Below are 14972 nucleotides of genomic sequence, written 5' to 3'. Positions count from 1 at the left end.
CCGCTTGGACCGTCTGCTGCGCCGCGAGGCGAGCTCGACGAACTCCCACTCCGCCGGGGACAAGTCGTGCCGCCGCTCGTCGTACCAGCGCTGGGCGGTCGCGAGCAGCTGCCCGGACGGCAGCATGTTCTCGTCGCGGCCGGCGCGCAGCCACGCGCGACGCCGACGCTCCAGGCTCGACCGCCACTGCAGGAACTCCCGGTCGCTGTCCACCCACTGCCGCAGCCGCGGCCGGTGCTGGATCAACGCATCGTGCGCCAGGTCGACGGTCGTCTCGCCGTCCACGGTGCGATCGATCACCAGCATGCGGGCGGACGCCAGGGCGACCGCCAGCCGCTGCTGGTATTCGTCCAGGTCCGCCTAGCGTGCCGCCTTGCGGACGAAGCCGACGGTGTCGGTCGGCCGCACCAGCGCCCGGAACAGCCGCGCGACCTCGGCTTCGTGGGCGCCCTGGTGGACGACGGCCGCCATCGCCGCCTCGGCGCGCTGCGCCACCGCACCGCGCACCCCGCCGAGCTGTCGGTACGCCTGCCAGGTCAGCGTGGTCCCGGAGCGCGCGTACCACAGCTGCTCCAGCAACGACGCCACCAGCGGCAGCTGGCCGGGCTCGGCCGACGCCTCGTCGAGGATGCGTTCGACCAGCCCGTCCTCGAAGCGCAAACCCGGCGCGTGTGCGGCCGGCCCCAGGATGGCCGAGCGCAGCTGGCTGCGCCCCAGTGGCGTGACGGCGATCATGCCGTCGGTGAGTGCTGCTGCCGTCTGCCCCGAGGACAACTCGTCGACGCAGTCCCATCGCAACGTCAGCAGGACCCGTTTGTTCGGCTGACGGGCGAACTCCACCAGCTGCGCGAACCGCTGACGTGCCGTGTCCGGGTCGTGGTGCACCAGTTCCTCGAACTGATCCACCGCCACAACGACGTCGGCGGCCGAGCCGGCAGGCGGGGCGGTCCCGTCCTTGTCCTCCAGGACGGCCATTCCCGCCCGCCGCAGCGCAGGCACGACACCGGCGCGCAGCAGGGACGACTTCCCCACCCCGGACGGGCCGACGATCGCCACCAGATCCTTGGCCCGGACGGCCTCGACGACGCGGGCGATGTCCTCGTTGCGTCCGTAGAACAGCTGCGCGTCTGCCTCGCCGAGCGGAGCAAGCCCGCGGTACGGATTCGGCAGCAGCGACTCGTCGGCCGCGATCAGGTCCTCGGCCGGGATGAGGTACGCCGTGGTGGTCTCCGGGTTCACGTCGGCGGCGACCGTCATCCCGACCACGGCGCCGACCTGGTCGTCCCACACCGGGCTGCCGCTGAAGCCCTCGACGATCGGCGGGGTGTCGGCATCGCCCTGCAGCTGCAGCCACCTGGTCCCCTGCTTGGCCAGCAGCTCCCCGCCGCACCAGGCGCCGGAGCGATTGCCGTGCGGGAAGCCCCACACCTGGAACCGATGCCCCCACAGCTGCTCACCGGAGTACAACGGCACCGGAGGCGGCAGCTGCACCGGCTGCGGGAACGCCAGGATGGCGATGTCTCCGCTGCCGTCGGCGGCGATGGGCTGCCACCGTTTCACCCTGGCCGCCACCGCCGGGAGCCCGGCGAACGGGAAGTCGAGCGTCACCTCGCGGTCGGGCGGGCGGGGGTCCGACGGGTCAGTGCTCAGCGCGGCCACCTGGCCACGTGCGCGCACGTGGCCAGGTGGCCGGGAGCGACGACGAAACCGGCCCCGACGACGGCTCCGGACGACGCGAAGATCCGCGCCAAGCCAGGTGCACCACGGCGTGCAGGCTTGGTCGGCACGGAGGCGACCCCCTATCGACGACGACGACGACGGACGTTTCCAGACGGCTGGCGAGGCGATCCGGCCGGTCAGCCCGCCGCGACCGCCCGCTGGGTCCGCAGCGCCGCCTGGATCTTCTTCACCGCATCGGCCCGGTACCGCTTCACCGCGCCCACCTGGACGTTCAGCCGTGCCGCCGTGTCCTTCTCGCTGACGTCCTCCAGGTGCCGCAACGCGATGACCTGCTGCTCACGCGGCGACAGCAGCTGGATGGCCAGGCCGACGGTGATCTCGTCGGTCACCCGGTCCTCCAGCGGCTTGCTCCGGTCGCGCAGCGTGGCCTCCAGGTCGGCCGGGTCGCCGGTGGCCTGCTCGAGCCGTTCCCTGGAGTTCTGACTGCCCCTGCGGTTGATCTCGTTGTGCACCGCGGAGCGGACGTAACCGGCCAGCGCCTCCGGCACGTCCAGGTCGGGGTTGGCCCGCAACACCCTGGCGAACGCCTCGTTCACCACGTCCTCGGCGTCCTGCTTGCTGCCCAGCTTGCTCATGGCGTAGGCGAGGAACGAGGAGTACTTGGACTCGTAGATGTCCGACAGCCTGCGGCGCAGCTCACCGTGCGGGAGCCGGGCGACCCGGGTGATCCCGGAGCGCGCGCCGAAATCGGCGCCGAGATCGGGCCCGAGACCCGCCGCCACGAGGTCCTGCAGTACCGCGCGGAACGTGGCGAAGTCGTCCGAGTGTCGCTGCTGATCCGTCATCCGACCACGGCCCCCTCTGTGCGCACCCAGTTCGTTCGGTCCGAGCGCCGGGCGCCCTCGTCTCCGGCGGCCGATACGGCCGTATTGTGCCGCACAGCCGGGACACGTGAACCGGTTTTCGGCAAAGACCGTGATCGGGCGACGGGGCGCCGACCGCGGCGGCCGGCGCCCCGGAACGAGGCGACAGGGGGAGCATGAGGGGCACCAGCGGGACGGTCACTGCGTGACCGGAACACCGCCGCTGCGCAGGATCTGCTCCAGCCGCGGCCCGACCTGGTCGTTCTCGCCGCCCGCTTCGATGGCGATCTTCTTGCCGTCGCGCCTGCGCACCACGTAGGACAGCACCGCGCCCGCCAGCACGCCGTCCTTGTCCGCCTTGTTGACCTTCAGTTCGGCAACCTCCGCCCAGGCGGCGTCCTTGACGAACACCCCCTTGGCGACCACCATGCCGCGTTCGAACAAGTAGGTCCGCTCCGTCCCGGTGAAGACGACATACAGGACGTACAGCGGTGCCGCGATCAGGATGCAGATCGCGACGCCCCGCAGCATCGGCATCCGCATGTGCAAGGCGTTCAGCGCTGCGATCACGCCGATCGCAGCAGCGAAGGCCACCACAGCCACCGTGATCAGCAGCAGCGGACTGGTGCCCTTGCGGTAGGCAAGCAGCGCACCCATGCCCTTCTGTGCCGCGCGCTGCGCGACCCGCTGCGGCACCTGCCGGCCGCCGTCCTTCCCTGCTGGTTCATCACTGTCAACCTTTCCTCGGTCTTCTTGTCGGGCCGTGTCGCAGACGTGGACCGGCAGGGCCGTGGAAAGGCTGGGGCGCTACCCGGCGCCGATCTCGGCGGCGCCGGGACGATCGATGGACCACCCCGGACCGGGACGGGCTCGAGCGGACCGGTGACCACGGACGGCTCGACGCCCTCGCGCCGATCCGGCTAGGCACGCCGGACGCGGGCCGGGGAACGCCGCTGCCGCCCGTTCCTGCGGGACCAGCCGGCGGCCCGGACCGAGCGCGGCGGGTTGTAGACGCCCAGCACGCTGAACGAGTCCGCGCGCGCGGCGCGGCTGCTCACGAAGAAGGCGATGTCGCAGTTCGGCCTGAGCCTTCTGACCATGAAGTCCCGTGTGATGGCTTCCCGGAGTTCGGCGTCGCTGTGATCGCGGTACCGGTATTGCAAGGCCGCAAGGTCCCAGTCGACGATCGCTTGGCGATGGCCGGTGCAGCGGTCCGAAGGGCACCGGTACCGGTAGCGAACTTGAAAGCGCGGTGCCCGCAGTGGTCCGGCCACACGCCCGTCCGGGGCGGTCCTGCCGGCAGCACCGGCGACCTGTGCCCGCTGCCGGGGCATCCACCGCGGGTTCCGCGTGATCTCCAGGTCCTCGACACCGGCAACGGGAACGACCGCCAACGAGCGTGCGGCCGGGTTGGCCCGCACGTCGCGCAGCAGCTCGCACATGGTCCGGGTGAGGTGCGGGTCGATCAGGCTCCGGCGCCGCGACCAGCCGAGCACCCACGTCTCCCGGCGCATGGCGGCCAGGTTCGGCACCCAGCTTTCCGGCCGCCGGTCGGTACGCGACGGCTTGGCGTGCAGCAGCACGATCTCGTATTTGCGGAACCGGTCCTCGGCGGCAAGACCGCGGACATCGATCGGGCAGAGCCGGATCCAGGATTCTTCGGCCGGATCGTCCAACCGGAGCCCGGCCACGCAGACGACCTCGGAGTCGTGCGCCGTGGGCAGCGGCGCGGTTTTCGCCGTGATCAGCACCCGTATGCGCCGATACGACCCGTTCTCCGGTTTGGCGGGCGGAGCCGAGTCCGGATTCCACAGGGACAGCTGAACCTGGCGCATGACCGTTCCTCTCAGCGGACGTCACTGAGAGCATCAAATCGACTCCGCTCCGTCAACAATCCGCTGCCCGGGTGAATATCGCAACCGTTTCGGTGATAGCGCGGCCACAATGCCCGAATCGTCGTGCGTGGGAGCCCGATTGCCGCGGAACGCAACAAAGCGAATCGCGACGCAGTTCCACTGTCACGTGGCTCGGCGTTGGAGCACGACCACCGCGGTTTCGGTGTCGCGCAATGCCGCGTAATCGTCGAGTTTCGGTTCGTACTTCCGCCATTCGGCCCACAACCGCTCGCGTTCCTCTTCGGTGGCGGCGTACGCGTGAATCCTCCCACTGCCGCCCACCAGCTCGACCGTGGCGTCCGGGTTCTCCTGCAGGTTCAGCCACCATGCCGGTTCCGGGTTCGCCCACCCGTTCATCGCCAACGTGACCAGGTCGTCGCCGTCCTCGACGTAACCGACGATCACCGCGCGCGGCTGTCCGTGCGCCTGCCGATGGTCGTCAGCCGCATGGTGCCCCACCGCTTTCCGCGCTGCCGCCACAATGCGCGCCTGCCCGGCAGGATCCGATACAGGCCACGATGCACCGACCAGGCCGCGCGGACGAACCAGCGCGGCGGCAATTTCGGGGATTTCGGCGGCCCTGTGACGGACATGGCGTCCTCCCAACTCGGCGGCGACCGGATCTGTCCCGACGGTAGGCAAAAGCGGACAATCCGAGAAGGGCCGAACGTCCCCGTCGCTGCTGCGCCCGCTTTTCCGGGACAACGCGGTGGCGACAACGCGGTGGCGCCGACCACCGGTCACCGAACGGAACCCCGCCGGAGGCCCCGCACGGGACAAAAGTCCCCGAAACGGAGTTCCTGCGGACGCGGTGAATCGGATGCCCGACGCCCTAGCGTCGACGTGGGAGGAGGCGTCATGCGTGTGCGGGACATCATGTCGCATCCGGTTTTGACGGTGCGGGAATCGACCACGGTCAAAGCGGCGGCGGATCTGTTGTCCAGAAAGGGTTACACCGCCATGCCGGTGGTCGACGAAAACGACCGGGTCGTCGGTGTGGTGACCGAGGCCGACCTGGTACGCGAGCAGTTCCCGCGCGATCCCCGGTACCGGACCAGTGCGGACGACGAGCGCGAATCCCCGCCGAAAAAGGTCGGCGAGGTGATGACCACCCCGGCACAGGTGTGCCCGTCGACCATGGACGTCGCCCAGCTCGCCGAGGTCATGGTCACCGAGCACCGGCGCTGCATGCCCGTCGTGGACGCCGGTCGCCTGGTCGGCATCGTGACCCGGCGGGACCTGCTGCGGGTGCTCCGCCGCACGGACCGGGAGATCGCCGCCGACGTGCGCCGTCACCTGGCGATGCTGGGTGACGCCGGCCGGTTCACCGTCTCGGTGCGGGAAGGCGAAGCGATCGTGATCGACCAGTTCGACGACCCACAGGAGCGGCACATCGCGCAGGTGGTCGCAGAGGCCGTCCCCGGGGTGACGAAGGCCAGGGTCGTCCCTGCCCCGCGCTGGTCTGGGACGGAGTGACCCGCGCCGATCCCCCGCCCGCGCCACTCCGTTGCGTACGCGGTCCAGGAACCGGTCAGAGCGCGATCCAGGAGACCGTGAGGAAGTAGATCAGCACGGACAGCAGGTCCTGCACCACCGTCGCCAGCGGGCCGGATCCGTAGGCCGGATCCACGCCGAACCGGTCGAACAGCCACGGCAGGGCCATCGCAACGGTCGTGGCGGTGGCGCTGGCGGCGAACACGGCGACGGCAACCGCCAGCGCGAGATCGGCCAGCCCCCACACGCCCCAGATCACCGGTAACGTCAGGAGGGCGAGCAAGGCCCCCAGTGCCAGCCCGGTGACGGTTTCCCGCAGTGCCACTCGCGCGACTCCGGCGCCGACGGACAGTCCGCGGATGATCAACGCCTCGGTCTGCGTGCCGACCGCGTCGGCGATGTAGACGACCCCGGGGACGAACAGCGCGATCAGCACCTGTTGCTGCAGCTGCGCCTCGAACGCGCCGACCAGGCCCGCGGACAGCAACGCCCCGGCAAGGCCCATGAGCAGCCAGGGCAGCCGATGCCACAACCGGCGCCGCACCGGCTCGGTGATCGCCAGCCGTGCCCTCCTGGTGGACGCCAGGAACCCGCCGAGCCTGGCCATGTCCTCGTCGTGCTCGGCCAGCAGCACCCCCAGCAGCCGCTGCGGCGGCACCAGCCCGGCGAAACGACCGGCCTCGTCGATCACGGCGAGCCCTGCTTGCCCGTGCTGGACCGCCACCCACGCCGCCTGCTCCTGGTCGGCGCCCGGTGCGACCCGTGGCGGATCGGTGTCCATCACGTCGGCCAGCCGTGCGCCGGGCCGAGCGGCCAGCAGCCGTTCGATCGTCACCACGCCGGCCAGCCGCTCCCCGGCACAGACCGCGATCACGCCGGCGCTGTCGAACCGCTGCCCGCGCATCCCCGCCAGCAGGTCCGCCACCCGATCGTCCGGGGCAGCAATGGGCACGCTGCCGGTGGCGTGTGCGGCCGCGGTCTCCACCGCTGCGGCGAGCCCAGGCGGCCGACCGTGGCCGGCCGTACCGGGCCGCCCGCTCAATCCGCTGCCTTCTCCGGCCGGACCACCATCACCGGGCACGCCGCGTGGTAGATCAGCTTCTGGCTGGTCGACCCCAGCAGCAGGCCGCGGAAACCGCCCAGCCCGCGGCTGCCCACCACGACCAGCTGCGCATTCCTGCTGAACTCGATCAACGCCGGTCCCGGGCTCTGGTGCACCAGCTCCCGGCGCACCTGCACGCTCGGATACTTCTCCGACCAGGCGGCGAGGCGCTCGGCGAGGATCTCCCGCTCGAGCCGGTCCAGCGGCGGCCAGTCCGGGATCGGCTCGGCCAGGACTGCTTCGGCGAAGGCGCCGCTGAAGGCGTGCACGGCCGTCAGCGGCGCGCGCCGTCTCAGTGCTTCCTCGAACGCGAGGGCGAGCGCCCGCTCTGACAGTGGTGATCCGTCGACGCCCACGACCACCGGCGCGGTGGCCGGGTCTGTCTGGTCGCCGTGCACGACCACCACCGGGCACGGCGCATGCGCCGACAGCTGCGGCGCCAGCGGCCCGAGTACCACGATGTCGGTGAGCCGGTGGTGCTCGGGAGCGCCGAGAACCAGCATCTGCGCTCCGCGCGCCACGTCGAGCAGCACCGCGTTCGGGCTGTCTTCCCGGATCTCCGTGCGCACGTCGCCGGCACCGAGGCTTTCCGCGTACCGGACCGCGTCGTTGAGCAAGGCGTTGCCGCGCGCCCAAACGGCATCGACCACCTTCGGCGTGGGCGGAAGTACGCCTGCGTAGTGGTCCGGCACCCCGAGCGCATGGGTCAGCAGCAGCGGCGCGTCGTACAGGGCGGCCGTCCGCACCGCCCACCGGATGGCTTGCCGTGCCCCGGCGGAGCCGTCGACCCCGACGACGAGCGGCTTGGTGTCAGTGGAACTCATGCTTCGACGCTAGGTCACCGGCCGCTCGTCCGGCCCTTGCCGCAAGTCCTCAATCGCAGGGACTTGCGCACCGTCGACGCAGGTGACGGCGCCGGAATGGGCCGTGTCCGGCCAGTGGGTTCACCGGGCCGCCGCCCACCCACCGGTCCGACGCGGGCGCGGCGGGGTCAGCATCGGCGCGGGATGCCCCAGCCGCATCAGCACGTGCGGGAAGCCCGCCAGGCCGAGGTGCTCGATCAGCCCGGCACGGACCTCTCGCAGATGCAGCGACTGGGTGTGCACGGAACCCACCATGCCCCGCACCACGGCCGCCAGCCACACGCGCTGGGTCGCCACACCAGCGCGCAAGTGGTCGATGCGGGTGTCGCTGGAGGTGATCACCAGCAATGTCGTCTGCCGGCGCAAGCGCTCCACCAAGGTCGGCTGGTCCGGCAGGCGAGTACTGGTCCGGATCAACGCCCACGGCATGGTGTCGAAATCGCCGAGCGACTCCTGCTGCGACCATGCGGCGAGGTCACGCTGATATCCGGCGTCGGCACGCAGCGCGGCCGCGGCGTAGCCGAGGAGCCGCGCGGTCGCGGCAATGCCCGCGTCGTCGTCGATGCGGATCACCTGGGTTTCCTCGACACCGTGCCCGTCCGGCCCGTGCTCGCTGATGATGCGCGCGCAGGTGTCGTGGTTCACCGGCTGCTCGCCGAACGGGCGCCGATAGCTGTGCCGGAGGAACACCGCAGCGAACAGGTGCCGCTCCCGTTCGGTGACCAGCAGCCCGCCGTCGACGGTGACCCGGGCCAGCACCTCGGTTCCGTGGTCCGGGTCCAGCCGCAGCGTGGTGCGCAAGCCGCGGCCGCGGAGTGCGATCTCGAGCGTGGCGGCAGCCGCGCCGCAGGACACCAGCCGGTCACGCCGCACGGCTTCGGGGAGGCTTTCCTGCCCCCGGTCGTTGCGGCACAGCTCCACGGCGCCGTCCACGAACCGCAACGACCACGGACGTGGCCCGCACACCGCGGGCGAACAGTTCACCGCCTCGGTGATCTCGCGGCGCTGCGCTGCCGTCCACCTGCTCATCTCTCCCACCCGTTCCGCAGAACGCGGGCGGATCGTCCGCCCTGGCGTCACGCCTGTCCGAGCCGCCGAGGCACGTTTCGCCACACCGTGCCCGTCGCGCCCGGATCAGACGTACTTGCAGCCTGCTGGACACCGACAGCGCCCGGCAGCTCGCAAAGTCCCCGGCCGATGGGACTTTCTGCCCGCGCATCCGGACCCGGCCGGGCGACTTCCCGCACTTCTTTCCGGCCACCCGGGCCGGGCACGCTGGCAGGATGCACGCACTTGTGGTCTACGAATCGATGTACGGCAACACCAAGGCGATCGCCGAGGCGATCGCCCGCGGCCTCGCATCGGCCGCGCAAGTCGATCTCGTCGAGGTGGGCTCGGCACCCAGCACCGTCGACGCCGACGTGCTGGTCGTCGGCGGCCCGACCCACGCGTTCGGCATGTCCCGTTCCATGACCCGGCGAGACGCGCGGGAGGAGCAGGAGACGGTGTCGCCGGGTGACGGCATTCGCGAGTGGCTGTCCGGGCTCGGATCGGTCACGGTGCAGGCAGCCACCTTCGACACCAAGATCTCCCGGCCACGGCTGCCCGGTTCGGCGGCCCGGAGCGCGGCACGGGCACTCAGACGTGCCGGATGCCGGCTCGTCGCCCGACCGGAGACGTTCTACGTCGAGGACAAGGCAGGTCCGTTGCTCGACGGTGAAATCGACCGGGCGAAGGAGTGGGGCAACCGGCTTGCCTCAGTCGTCGCCGGCCGCACTCCCGGCCGTTGATTCCGACGCCACGTGGTACGGCTGCACGATCCGCGTGCGGGCGGTGGACGCGTCGTCCGGGTCCGGTGGGCTGAGGTAGACCTCCCAGGCGTCACCCTCCGGGATGCCGCCGTGGTCCTCGACCCATTGGGCGACCGCCGCGTAGGCGGGCGCCATCTCGTCGTACGCCCCGGCATGCTCCAGCGTCGCCCGCTCCCCGGCGGGGAGGACCGACGAGCGGACCTGGCCGACCGTCCAGATGTAACTGGACACGGGAAAGCCGGCCTCGACGTCGAAGCGGCCGTCGCCGCGACGCCGGTACCTGGCGAATGGTGGCCCGACAATCGCCACGCCCTGCTCGGACACCACATCGCTGACCGCCTGATACGCGCGCTCGAGGAACTGGCCGATGTCGGTGTCGGACACCGTCGCACTCACCACCGCGGTGCGTTCGGGATGCGGCACGGTCACCGCCACCACGGGCGCGCCGTCGTCAGCCATCGGAGTCGAACCCTTCCCTGGCTTTGCGCCAGTTCCGCCTGGCTTCGGCCATCTCCTGCTCGACGTCGCGGTCGTCGATCCGGTACGTCAGCTCGTTGCGCACGTCCACCACGCCGGGTGTGCGTGCGGTCATCGACTCGGCCAGGGCGACCTCGCTGCGCCGTTCCACCGTTCCGCGGAGCGTGACGACTCCGTCCCGGACCGACACCTCGATCGTGTCCGGATCCAGCCACAGACCGTCGCGCAGGACCTCCGTGCGGATCGTCTCGCGCAGGTCCTCGTCGTCGGCCAGGAAGGCGCGCACGGCGTCCCGCCGGGCGATGACGCCGACCAGCTTGCCGTCCTCGACCACGAACAGACGGCGCAGCCGCTCCTCGGTCAGCCGGCGAGCCGCCTCGGACAGCGACGCGGTCGGCTCGATCGACTTCACCGCCGGCGTCATCGCCTCCGCGGCCGTGGTGGCGCGTGCCTTCGCCCACTTCCGCCAGCGCTTGGCGCCTGCGATCATCGCGGGCCGCTTCCACCCGGTGGAACCGCTCTCCTTCACCAGCAGGTCGGCTTCGGACACCACCCCGAGCAGCCTCGATTCCTCGTCCACCACCGGCACCGCGCTGATGCCCCGGCTGACCAGCACCCGCGCGACCTCCTTGAACGGCGCCGTCGGCGGCACCGTGACCACATCGGTCGTCATCACGTCGGCAACGGTGACCTTGCTGTTCATGTCAGACCTCCACACCAGCGACGCTACACCGCATCGGGTCGTCCGGCCGCGCCGGAAAGTCCCGGAACGACGGGACCATGGGACCGTCTCAGCCGCTGCGGCTCGGCGACCGCGCCGACGCCTGACTGATCGCCACCGCGACGAGCGCCCCGCCGACCACCAGCAGGAACACGCTGAACACCAGCAGTCCCGCTCCCACCAGCGGCAACGCGGGCAGCTCCGCACCGACGCCGACGATCGCGCTCACCCCTGGCGAGCCGTCGGCGTTGGCCACGACCACCACCCAGTCACCCGGTTGCGCCGTCCACGTCACCTGCTGCGGACCGGGGCCGGACGCCTGAACCGCCCAGAAGCCGTTGTCCGCGGGCGGGGTCAGCACGGCGGACCCGGGACGGGCCACCGGTGCGCTGTCGAAGTCGTCCACCTCGATGTGGCTGACACCCTGCAGATAGCGAGCCGCGTCGTCGGCGGGCGCGATGCCGACGAACACCGGCCGGTTGCCGACCGGCTGCACCTCCACGCGCACGTCGCCGACGAACGTGCGCAGTGCGGCCAGCTCACCTTCCGCGATCCCGCCGGCCTCGATCTGGTCGCTGGCGATCGCGGAGCCGCTAGTGGCGAACGAGCGCGACGTGGACACGAATCCGTCGTCCCGCTGCGTCTGGTCCAGCCACAGCAGGGTGACCCCACCGGTCACCGTGCCTGCGGACAGCAGTGCGGCGAGCGCGCCGATCACCACCATCGTGATCTTGCCCGCGGTCCATCGGTGCGGGACGGGTTCGGGCGGCGGATCGTCGTGCGGGGCGGTTGGGGCCTCCGGTTCGGTTTCGCCCAGATCCAGCCGGAACGGCGGGTACTCGTCGGTCATCAGCGCGGTGTAGGCGCCGGTGCGCACCACCCACCGGTCCATGCCCATGACGAAGTCGAAGATGGGCCGCGGATAGCGGCCGGTGAACAGCAGCGCGATGGCGGCGAACAGCACCAGCACGCCGATCAGGCCGCCCGCGGCCCACTGGAAGCCGCGCGGGCCGGTGTCGGTGGTGGTGGTCAGCCAGATGCCCCCGCCGGCGAACACGCCGACGATGATCAGGTGCGGGATGGCCAGCAGCCACTTGACCAGCACCAGCCAGCGGTTCAGCCGCTCGGGATAGTCGACGGTCAGCCGCGCCGGGTAGTCCGGCACGTCGGCCAGCGTGAACGGTGGATACCGGTCGGTGCCCAGCGCGGCGTAGGTGTAGTAGTGCACCCGCCACGACCAGCGCATCACCCCGACGGTGAAGTCCCAGATCGGCCGCGGGTACCTGGTGGTGAACAGGATCGCCACGCCCGCCACCAGGGTGAGCACGACGAAGCCGATCCACAGGAAGGCGAGCACCAGGTAGTGCGGGATGGCCAGGATCCACTTCACCAGCCACAGACCGCGGGACAACGGCTCGTCCAGCCTGCCGGTCACCCGCACCGGGTAGGCCGTGACCGCGTCCCGGCCGCCGGCGGTGGTGGTCATGGGAACTGTCCTGCCGGTCGCACGACGAGGACCGGGCATGCGGCGTGGTGGATCAGCTTCTGGCTGGTCGACCCGAACAGCAGGCCCCGGAAGCCGCCGCGGCCGCGGCTGCCCACCACGACCAGCTGGGCGCAATCGCTTTCCGCCAGCAGGGCGTGGGCAGGCCGGTCCCGCGCGACCCGCCGCCGCACCGGCACGTCCGGGTACTTCTCCCCCCAGCCCGCCAGCTGCTCGGCGAGCAGCCGCTCCGCAGAGCGCTCGATCGGCTCCCAGTCGAACGCCATCCGGCTCTCGCCGAACACCTGGCTGGTGTCGGCGTCGCTCCAGGCGTGCACGGCGATCAGCGGCGCCGAGCGCAACGCCGCTTCCTCGAACGCCACGGCGATCGCATCCGTCGACAGCCTGCTGCCGTCCACGCCGACCACCACCGGGTCGCGTTCCGGCCGCCGGTCGGCATCCGCGCCGCGGACGACCGCCACCGGCGCCCGCGCGTGGGCGGCCAGCTGGGTGGCGAGTGAGCCGACCAGCAGGCCCTTGACCGCCCCGGGGTGGCCCGAGCCGCCGACCACGAGCATGCGGCTGTCCTGCGCGGCCTTCAGCAGCGCCCGGGCCGGCGGGTCGTCCACCAGCACCTTCTCGACTTGCACGTCGGCGACCTCGCGAACGGCGCGGAACGCCAGCTCCAGTGCGTCGTCACCGGTGCGCTGCAGCTGCTCCCAAAGGCGCTGCGCGGGCGGAAGCGTACCCGCGACCGCTTCGGTGTAGCCGGTGGCGTGCAGCAGACGCATCGGCGCGTGCCGATGAGCGGCGGCGGATGCCGCCCATCGGGCGGCCACGATGGCCCGGTCGGAACCGTCGATCCCCACGGTGACGGGTTTGCCACCCAGCAGTGTGCTCACGATGCCTCCCTCGGGGTGGTCGCCCGGGCGCGCTCGGCGATGCCGCGCAGCATCGCCCGGTGCATGACGAAACTGACGACTTCGATCCGCGTGACCACGACCGCCCGCCAACGGCGTCGATAGCGGTGTCGCTCCCGCACCGGCTCACGGCTGCCGGACGCGTTCGGGGTGACGGCGAAATTCCGGGTGAAGCCGAACGATGCCGACCGGTGCTGGTCGCGGGGTGCCCGCAGGACCAGGTACTCCGGCGGCTCGATCTCCGCCACGATCGGCGCGACCTCGGGATGCAGGTGCAGCTCGTCACCCGGCCCGGACAGCCGCCGTTGCGGGTCGAGATGCCGGGCGCTGTGGATGCGGCAGCCGGCCAGGTCGGCCACCGTGTCGTGGCTGTCGAAGCCGCCGCGGTCCTGGCCGGTCTGCGCGATCCACGGCCAGACGTCCTGGGCCCGGGCAGGCATGCTGGTCGCGCGGGTGGCCGTGGCGTCCGCGTCCGGCATCAGCTCGTCCCCGGGAAGCCTGCAGCGAGCTTCCTCGGCGGTGGCTCCCCAGGTCCTCGTCCGTGCCAGCGGTCCCATGCCTCGACGCTGCCCCAGCGCCAGGCGCCCGGCCAGGGCCACAAGTCCGCAGCCCGGTGACCAACGGGCCCCCTTCACCTCGCGCATGTCACACCCCGTGCTCGGCGACGACGCACCCGCGGGCAGATCAGGCAGGCTCGGTGTCGAGCACCGCGTCGGCCGGCCTGCGCGGAGTCTTCGGCAGCGGATGACCGGCCAGGGTCGGCCAGCCGATCCGGATCACCATGTGCGGCACGAGATCACCGCCGAGCACGTCGGTGACCATGGCCCGGGTGCTGCCGACCTCCAACGGCTGGGTCAACGGGCAGCTGGCCAGGCCGTCGGTGGTGGCGGCGAGCATCACCGCGCTGGCCGCTTCGCCGGCTTTCAGCTGTGCCGTCCGGTCGTCCGATGCGGTACCCAGGACCAGCAGGTCGCCCGCCCCGTCGGGCGGCGGCGGGGTGTCCGGTGTCCCGGCGAACGTGCGCAGCGTCAGGTCGCCGTAGCCGGCCGCCTCGGCCACACTCGCCGCAAGCACCCCGTCCTCGGCGAGCCGGCCCCGGCCGCTCCAGCTGGCCAGCTCGCCGACGGTCCGCGGATCGCTGCGCTGCAGCCGGTCCGCTTCCGCGATCGCGGCGACCAGCGCCTGCCGCTCGGCACCGTCCGGCACCGCCCGGAGCACCACGCCTTCGGCGGCCGCCAGCTCGGCGTACTCCAGGTACCGCGCGTCGGGCACCGGCCACGACGCATACCGACGCCGGTCGGACCGGCGATGCGGGATCGCCGTCGCCAACGCCAGAACCTCGCGGGACGGTTCCTCGCGGTGCAGTTCGATGGCGGCGAGGTGATCCGGGTCGGCGGGGTTGGGCAGCCGGTGCACTGTGCCCGCCCAGCCGAGCGCGGCCAGCGCGATCCGCGCGTGATGCAGGGCAGCGCCACAGCTCATCACCATGTCGCGCCCGGCGGGATCGGTCGCGGGCAGCCAGCGTTGCGGATCGGCATACAGGTGCACGCTGCGCTGGCCGAACCGCCACCGCCAGGGCTGGGTGTTGTGCACCGACGGCGCATGCACGGCCAGCGCCAGAGCCGTCCACAGCGTCTGCCGGTCGGGAACGGGCTCGGCCATC

16 protein-coding genes and 1 pseudogene are annotated in these 14972 nt (G+C 71.6%); 2 read left to right on the top strand and 15 right to left on the bottom strand.

Features of this window, described 5'->3' with window-relative positions; all coding sequences use genetic code 11:
- Positions 1 to 141: 141 nt before the first annotated feature.
- From YWY_RS0103285 to YWY_RS24345, 6 genes and pseudogenes are all read right to left on the bottom strand, one after another.
- Positions 142 to 1560, bottom strand: a pseudogene (locus tag YWY_RS0103285) (nSTAND1 domain-containing NTPase); the annotation flags it as partial.
- Positions 1561 to 1856: 296 nt separating this feature from the next.
- Positions 1857 to 2525, bottom strand: coding sequence for an RNA polymerase sigma factor (locus YWY_RS23045; RefSeq protein ID WP_028846443.1), 669 nt, complete (start codon positions 2523 to 2525; stop codon positions 1857 to 1859).
- A gap of 216 nt (positions 2526 to 2741) precedes the next feature.
- Positions 2742 to 3239: a DUF6585 family protein gene (locus tag YWY_RS0103275; protein ID WP_028846442.1), complete on the bottom strand. Its 498-nt coding sequence runs from the start codon at positions 3237 to 3239 to the stop codon at positions 2742 to 2744.
- Between the two features lie 224 nt (positions 3240 to 3463).
- Positions 3464 to 4378, bottom strand: coding sequence for a hypothetical protein (locus YWY_RS20050; protein ID WP_051309610.1), 915 nt, complete (start codon positions 4376 to 4378; stop codon positions 3464 to 3466).
- Positions 4379 to 4561: 183 nt separating this feature from the next.
- On the bottom strand, positions 4562 to 4843 hold the full coding sequence (locus YWY_RS24350) for a nitroreductase/quinone reductase family protein (protein ID WP_211227468.1): 282 nt from the start codon (positions 4841 to 4843) through the stop codon (positions 4562 to 4564).
- Positions 4840 to 5031 carry a hypothetical protein gene (locus YWY_RS24345; protein ID WP_211227467.1) on the bottom strand — a complete coding sequence of 64 codons (192 nt, stop codon included), beginning with the start codon at positions 5029 to 5031 and terminating at the stop codon, positions 4840 to 4842. The genes YWY_RS24350 and YWY_RS24345 overlap by 4 nt, the downstream gene beginning before the upstream one ends.
- 265 nt (positions 5032 to 5296) lie before the next feature.
- On the opposite strand from YWY_RS24345, the gene YWY_RS0103260 reads away from it, so the two are divergent.
- A complete protein-coding gene (locus YWY_RS0103260; RefSeq protein ID WP_028846441.1) occupies positions 5297 to 5914 on the top strand; it encodes a CBS domain-containing protein in 618 nt (205 codons plus the stop codon).
- 55 nt (positions 5915 to 5969) lie between these two features.
- Here the strand turns inward: YWY_RS0103260 and YWY_RS20040 are convergent, their stop codons facing one another.
- The 3 genes from YWY_RS20040 to YWY_RS0103245 all read right to left on the bottom strand — a co-directional run bounded on the left by YWY_RS20040 (position 5970) and on the right by YWY_RS0103245 (position 8926).
- Complete coding sequence (locus YWY_RS20040) at positions 5970 to 6917, bottom strand: magnesium transporter (RefSeq protein ID WP_038044351.1); 948 nt, start codon at positions 6915 to 6917, stop codon at positions 5970 to 5972.
- A 53-nt stretch (positions 6918 to 6970) separates the two neighbouring features.
- Complete coding sequence (locus YWY_RS0103250; protein ID WP_028846440.1) at positions 6971 to 7858, bottom strand: universal stress protein; 888 nt, start codon at positions 7856 to 7858, stop codon at positions 6971 to 6973.
- A 120-nt stretch (positions 7859 to 7978) separates the two neighbouring features.
- Complete coding sequence (locus YWY_RS0103245) at positions 7979 to 8926, bottom strand: nitroreductase family protein (RefSeq protein ID WP_038044350.1); 948 nt, start codon at positions 8924 to 8926, stop codon at positions 7979 to 7981.
- Positions 8927 to 9180: 254 nt separating this feature from the next.
- On the opposite strand from YWY_RS0103245, the gene YWY_RS0103240 reads away from it, so the two are divergent.
- The gene (locus YWY_RS0103240; RefSeq protein ID WP_028846438.1) at positions 9181 to 9687 is read left to right on the top strand and encodes a flavodoxin family protein; all 507 of its coding nucleotides are present in this window, start codon (positions 9181 to 9183) and stop codon (positions 9685 to 9687) included.
- Here the strand turns inward: YWY_RS0103240 and YWY_RS20035 are convergent.
- The 6 genes from YWY_RS20035 to YWY_RS0103210 all read right to left on the bottom strand — a co-directional run bounded on the left by YWY_RS20035 (position 9655) and on the right by YWY_RS0103210 (position 14971).
- Entirely contained in the window at positions 9655 to 10167 is a 513-nt protein-coding gene (locus YWY_RS20035) for a GyrI-like domain-containing protein (RefSeq protein ID WP_051309608.1), read from the bottom strand. The two genes, YWY_RS0103240 and YWY_RS20035, sit on opposite strands and share 33 nt — an antisense overlap.
- Positions 10160 to 10888 (bottom strand): CBS domain-containing protein, encoded by a 729-nt coding sequence (locus YWY_RS20030; protein ID WP_084608869.1) that lies wholly within the window; start codon positions 10886 to 10888, stop codon positions 10160 to 10162. Before YWY_RS20030 ends, YWY_RS20035 begins: the two co-directional genes overlap by 8 nt.
- An 88-nt stretch (positions 10889 to 10976) precedes the next feature.
- Positions 10977 to 12392, bottom strand: a complete 1416-nt coding sequence (locus YWY_RS0103225) for a DUF4389 domain-containing protein (protein ID WP_028846437.1) — start codon at positions 12390 to 12392, stop codon at positions 10977 to 10979.
- Entirely contained in the window at positions 12389 to 13291 is a 903-nt protein-coding gene (locus YWY_RS0103220; RefSeq protein WP_245566533.1) for a universal stress protein, read from the bottom strand. The genes YWY_RS0103225 and YWY_RS0103220 overlap by 4 nt, the downstream gene beginning before the upstream one ends.
- Positions 13288 to 13866 (bottom strand): hypothetical protein, encoded by a 579-nt coding sequence (locus YWY_RS0103215; RefSeq protein WP_051309606.1) that lies wholly within the window; start codon positions 13864 to 13866, stop codon positions 13288 to 13290. The genes YWY_RS0103220 and YWY_RS0103215 overlap by 4 nt, the downstream gene beginning before the upstream one ends.
- A gap of 127 nt (positions 13867 to 13993) precedes the next feature.
- The gene (locus YWY_RS0103210) at positions 13994 to 14971 is read right to left on the bottom strand and encodes an Acg family FMN-binding oxidoreductase (RefSeq protein ID WP_028846434.1); all 978 of its coding nucleotides are present in this window, start codon (positions 14969 to 14971) and stop codon (positions 13994 to 13996) included.
- Between the last annotated feature and the right edge of the window lies 1 nt (position 14972).

This window comes from Thermocrispum agreste DSM 44070 (genome assembly GCF_000427905.1).
Taxonomy (GTDB): Bacteria; Actinomycetota; Actinomycetes; order Mycobacteriales; family Pseudonocardiaceae; genus Thermocrispum; species Thermocrispum agreste.
The sequence above is the reverse complement of the archived record's forward strand: the minus strand, read 5'-3'. Positions and strand labels throughout refer to the sequence as shown.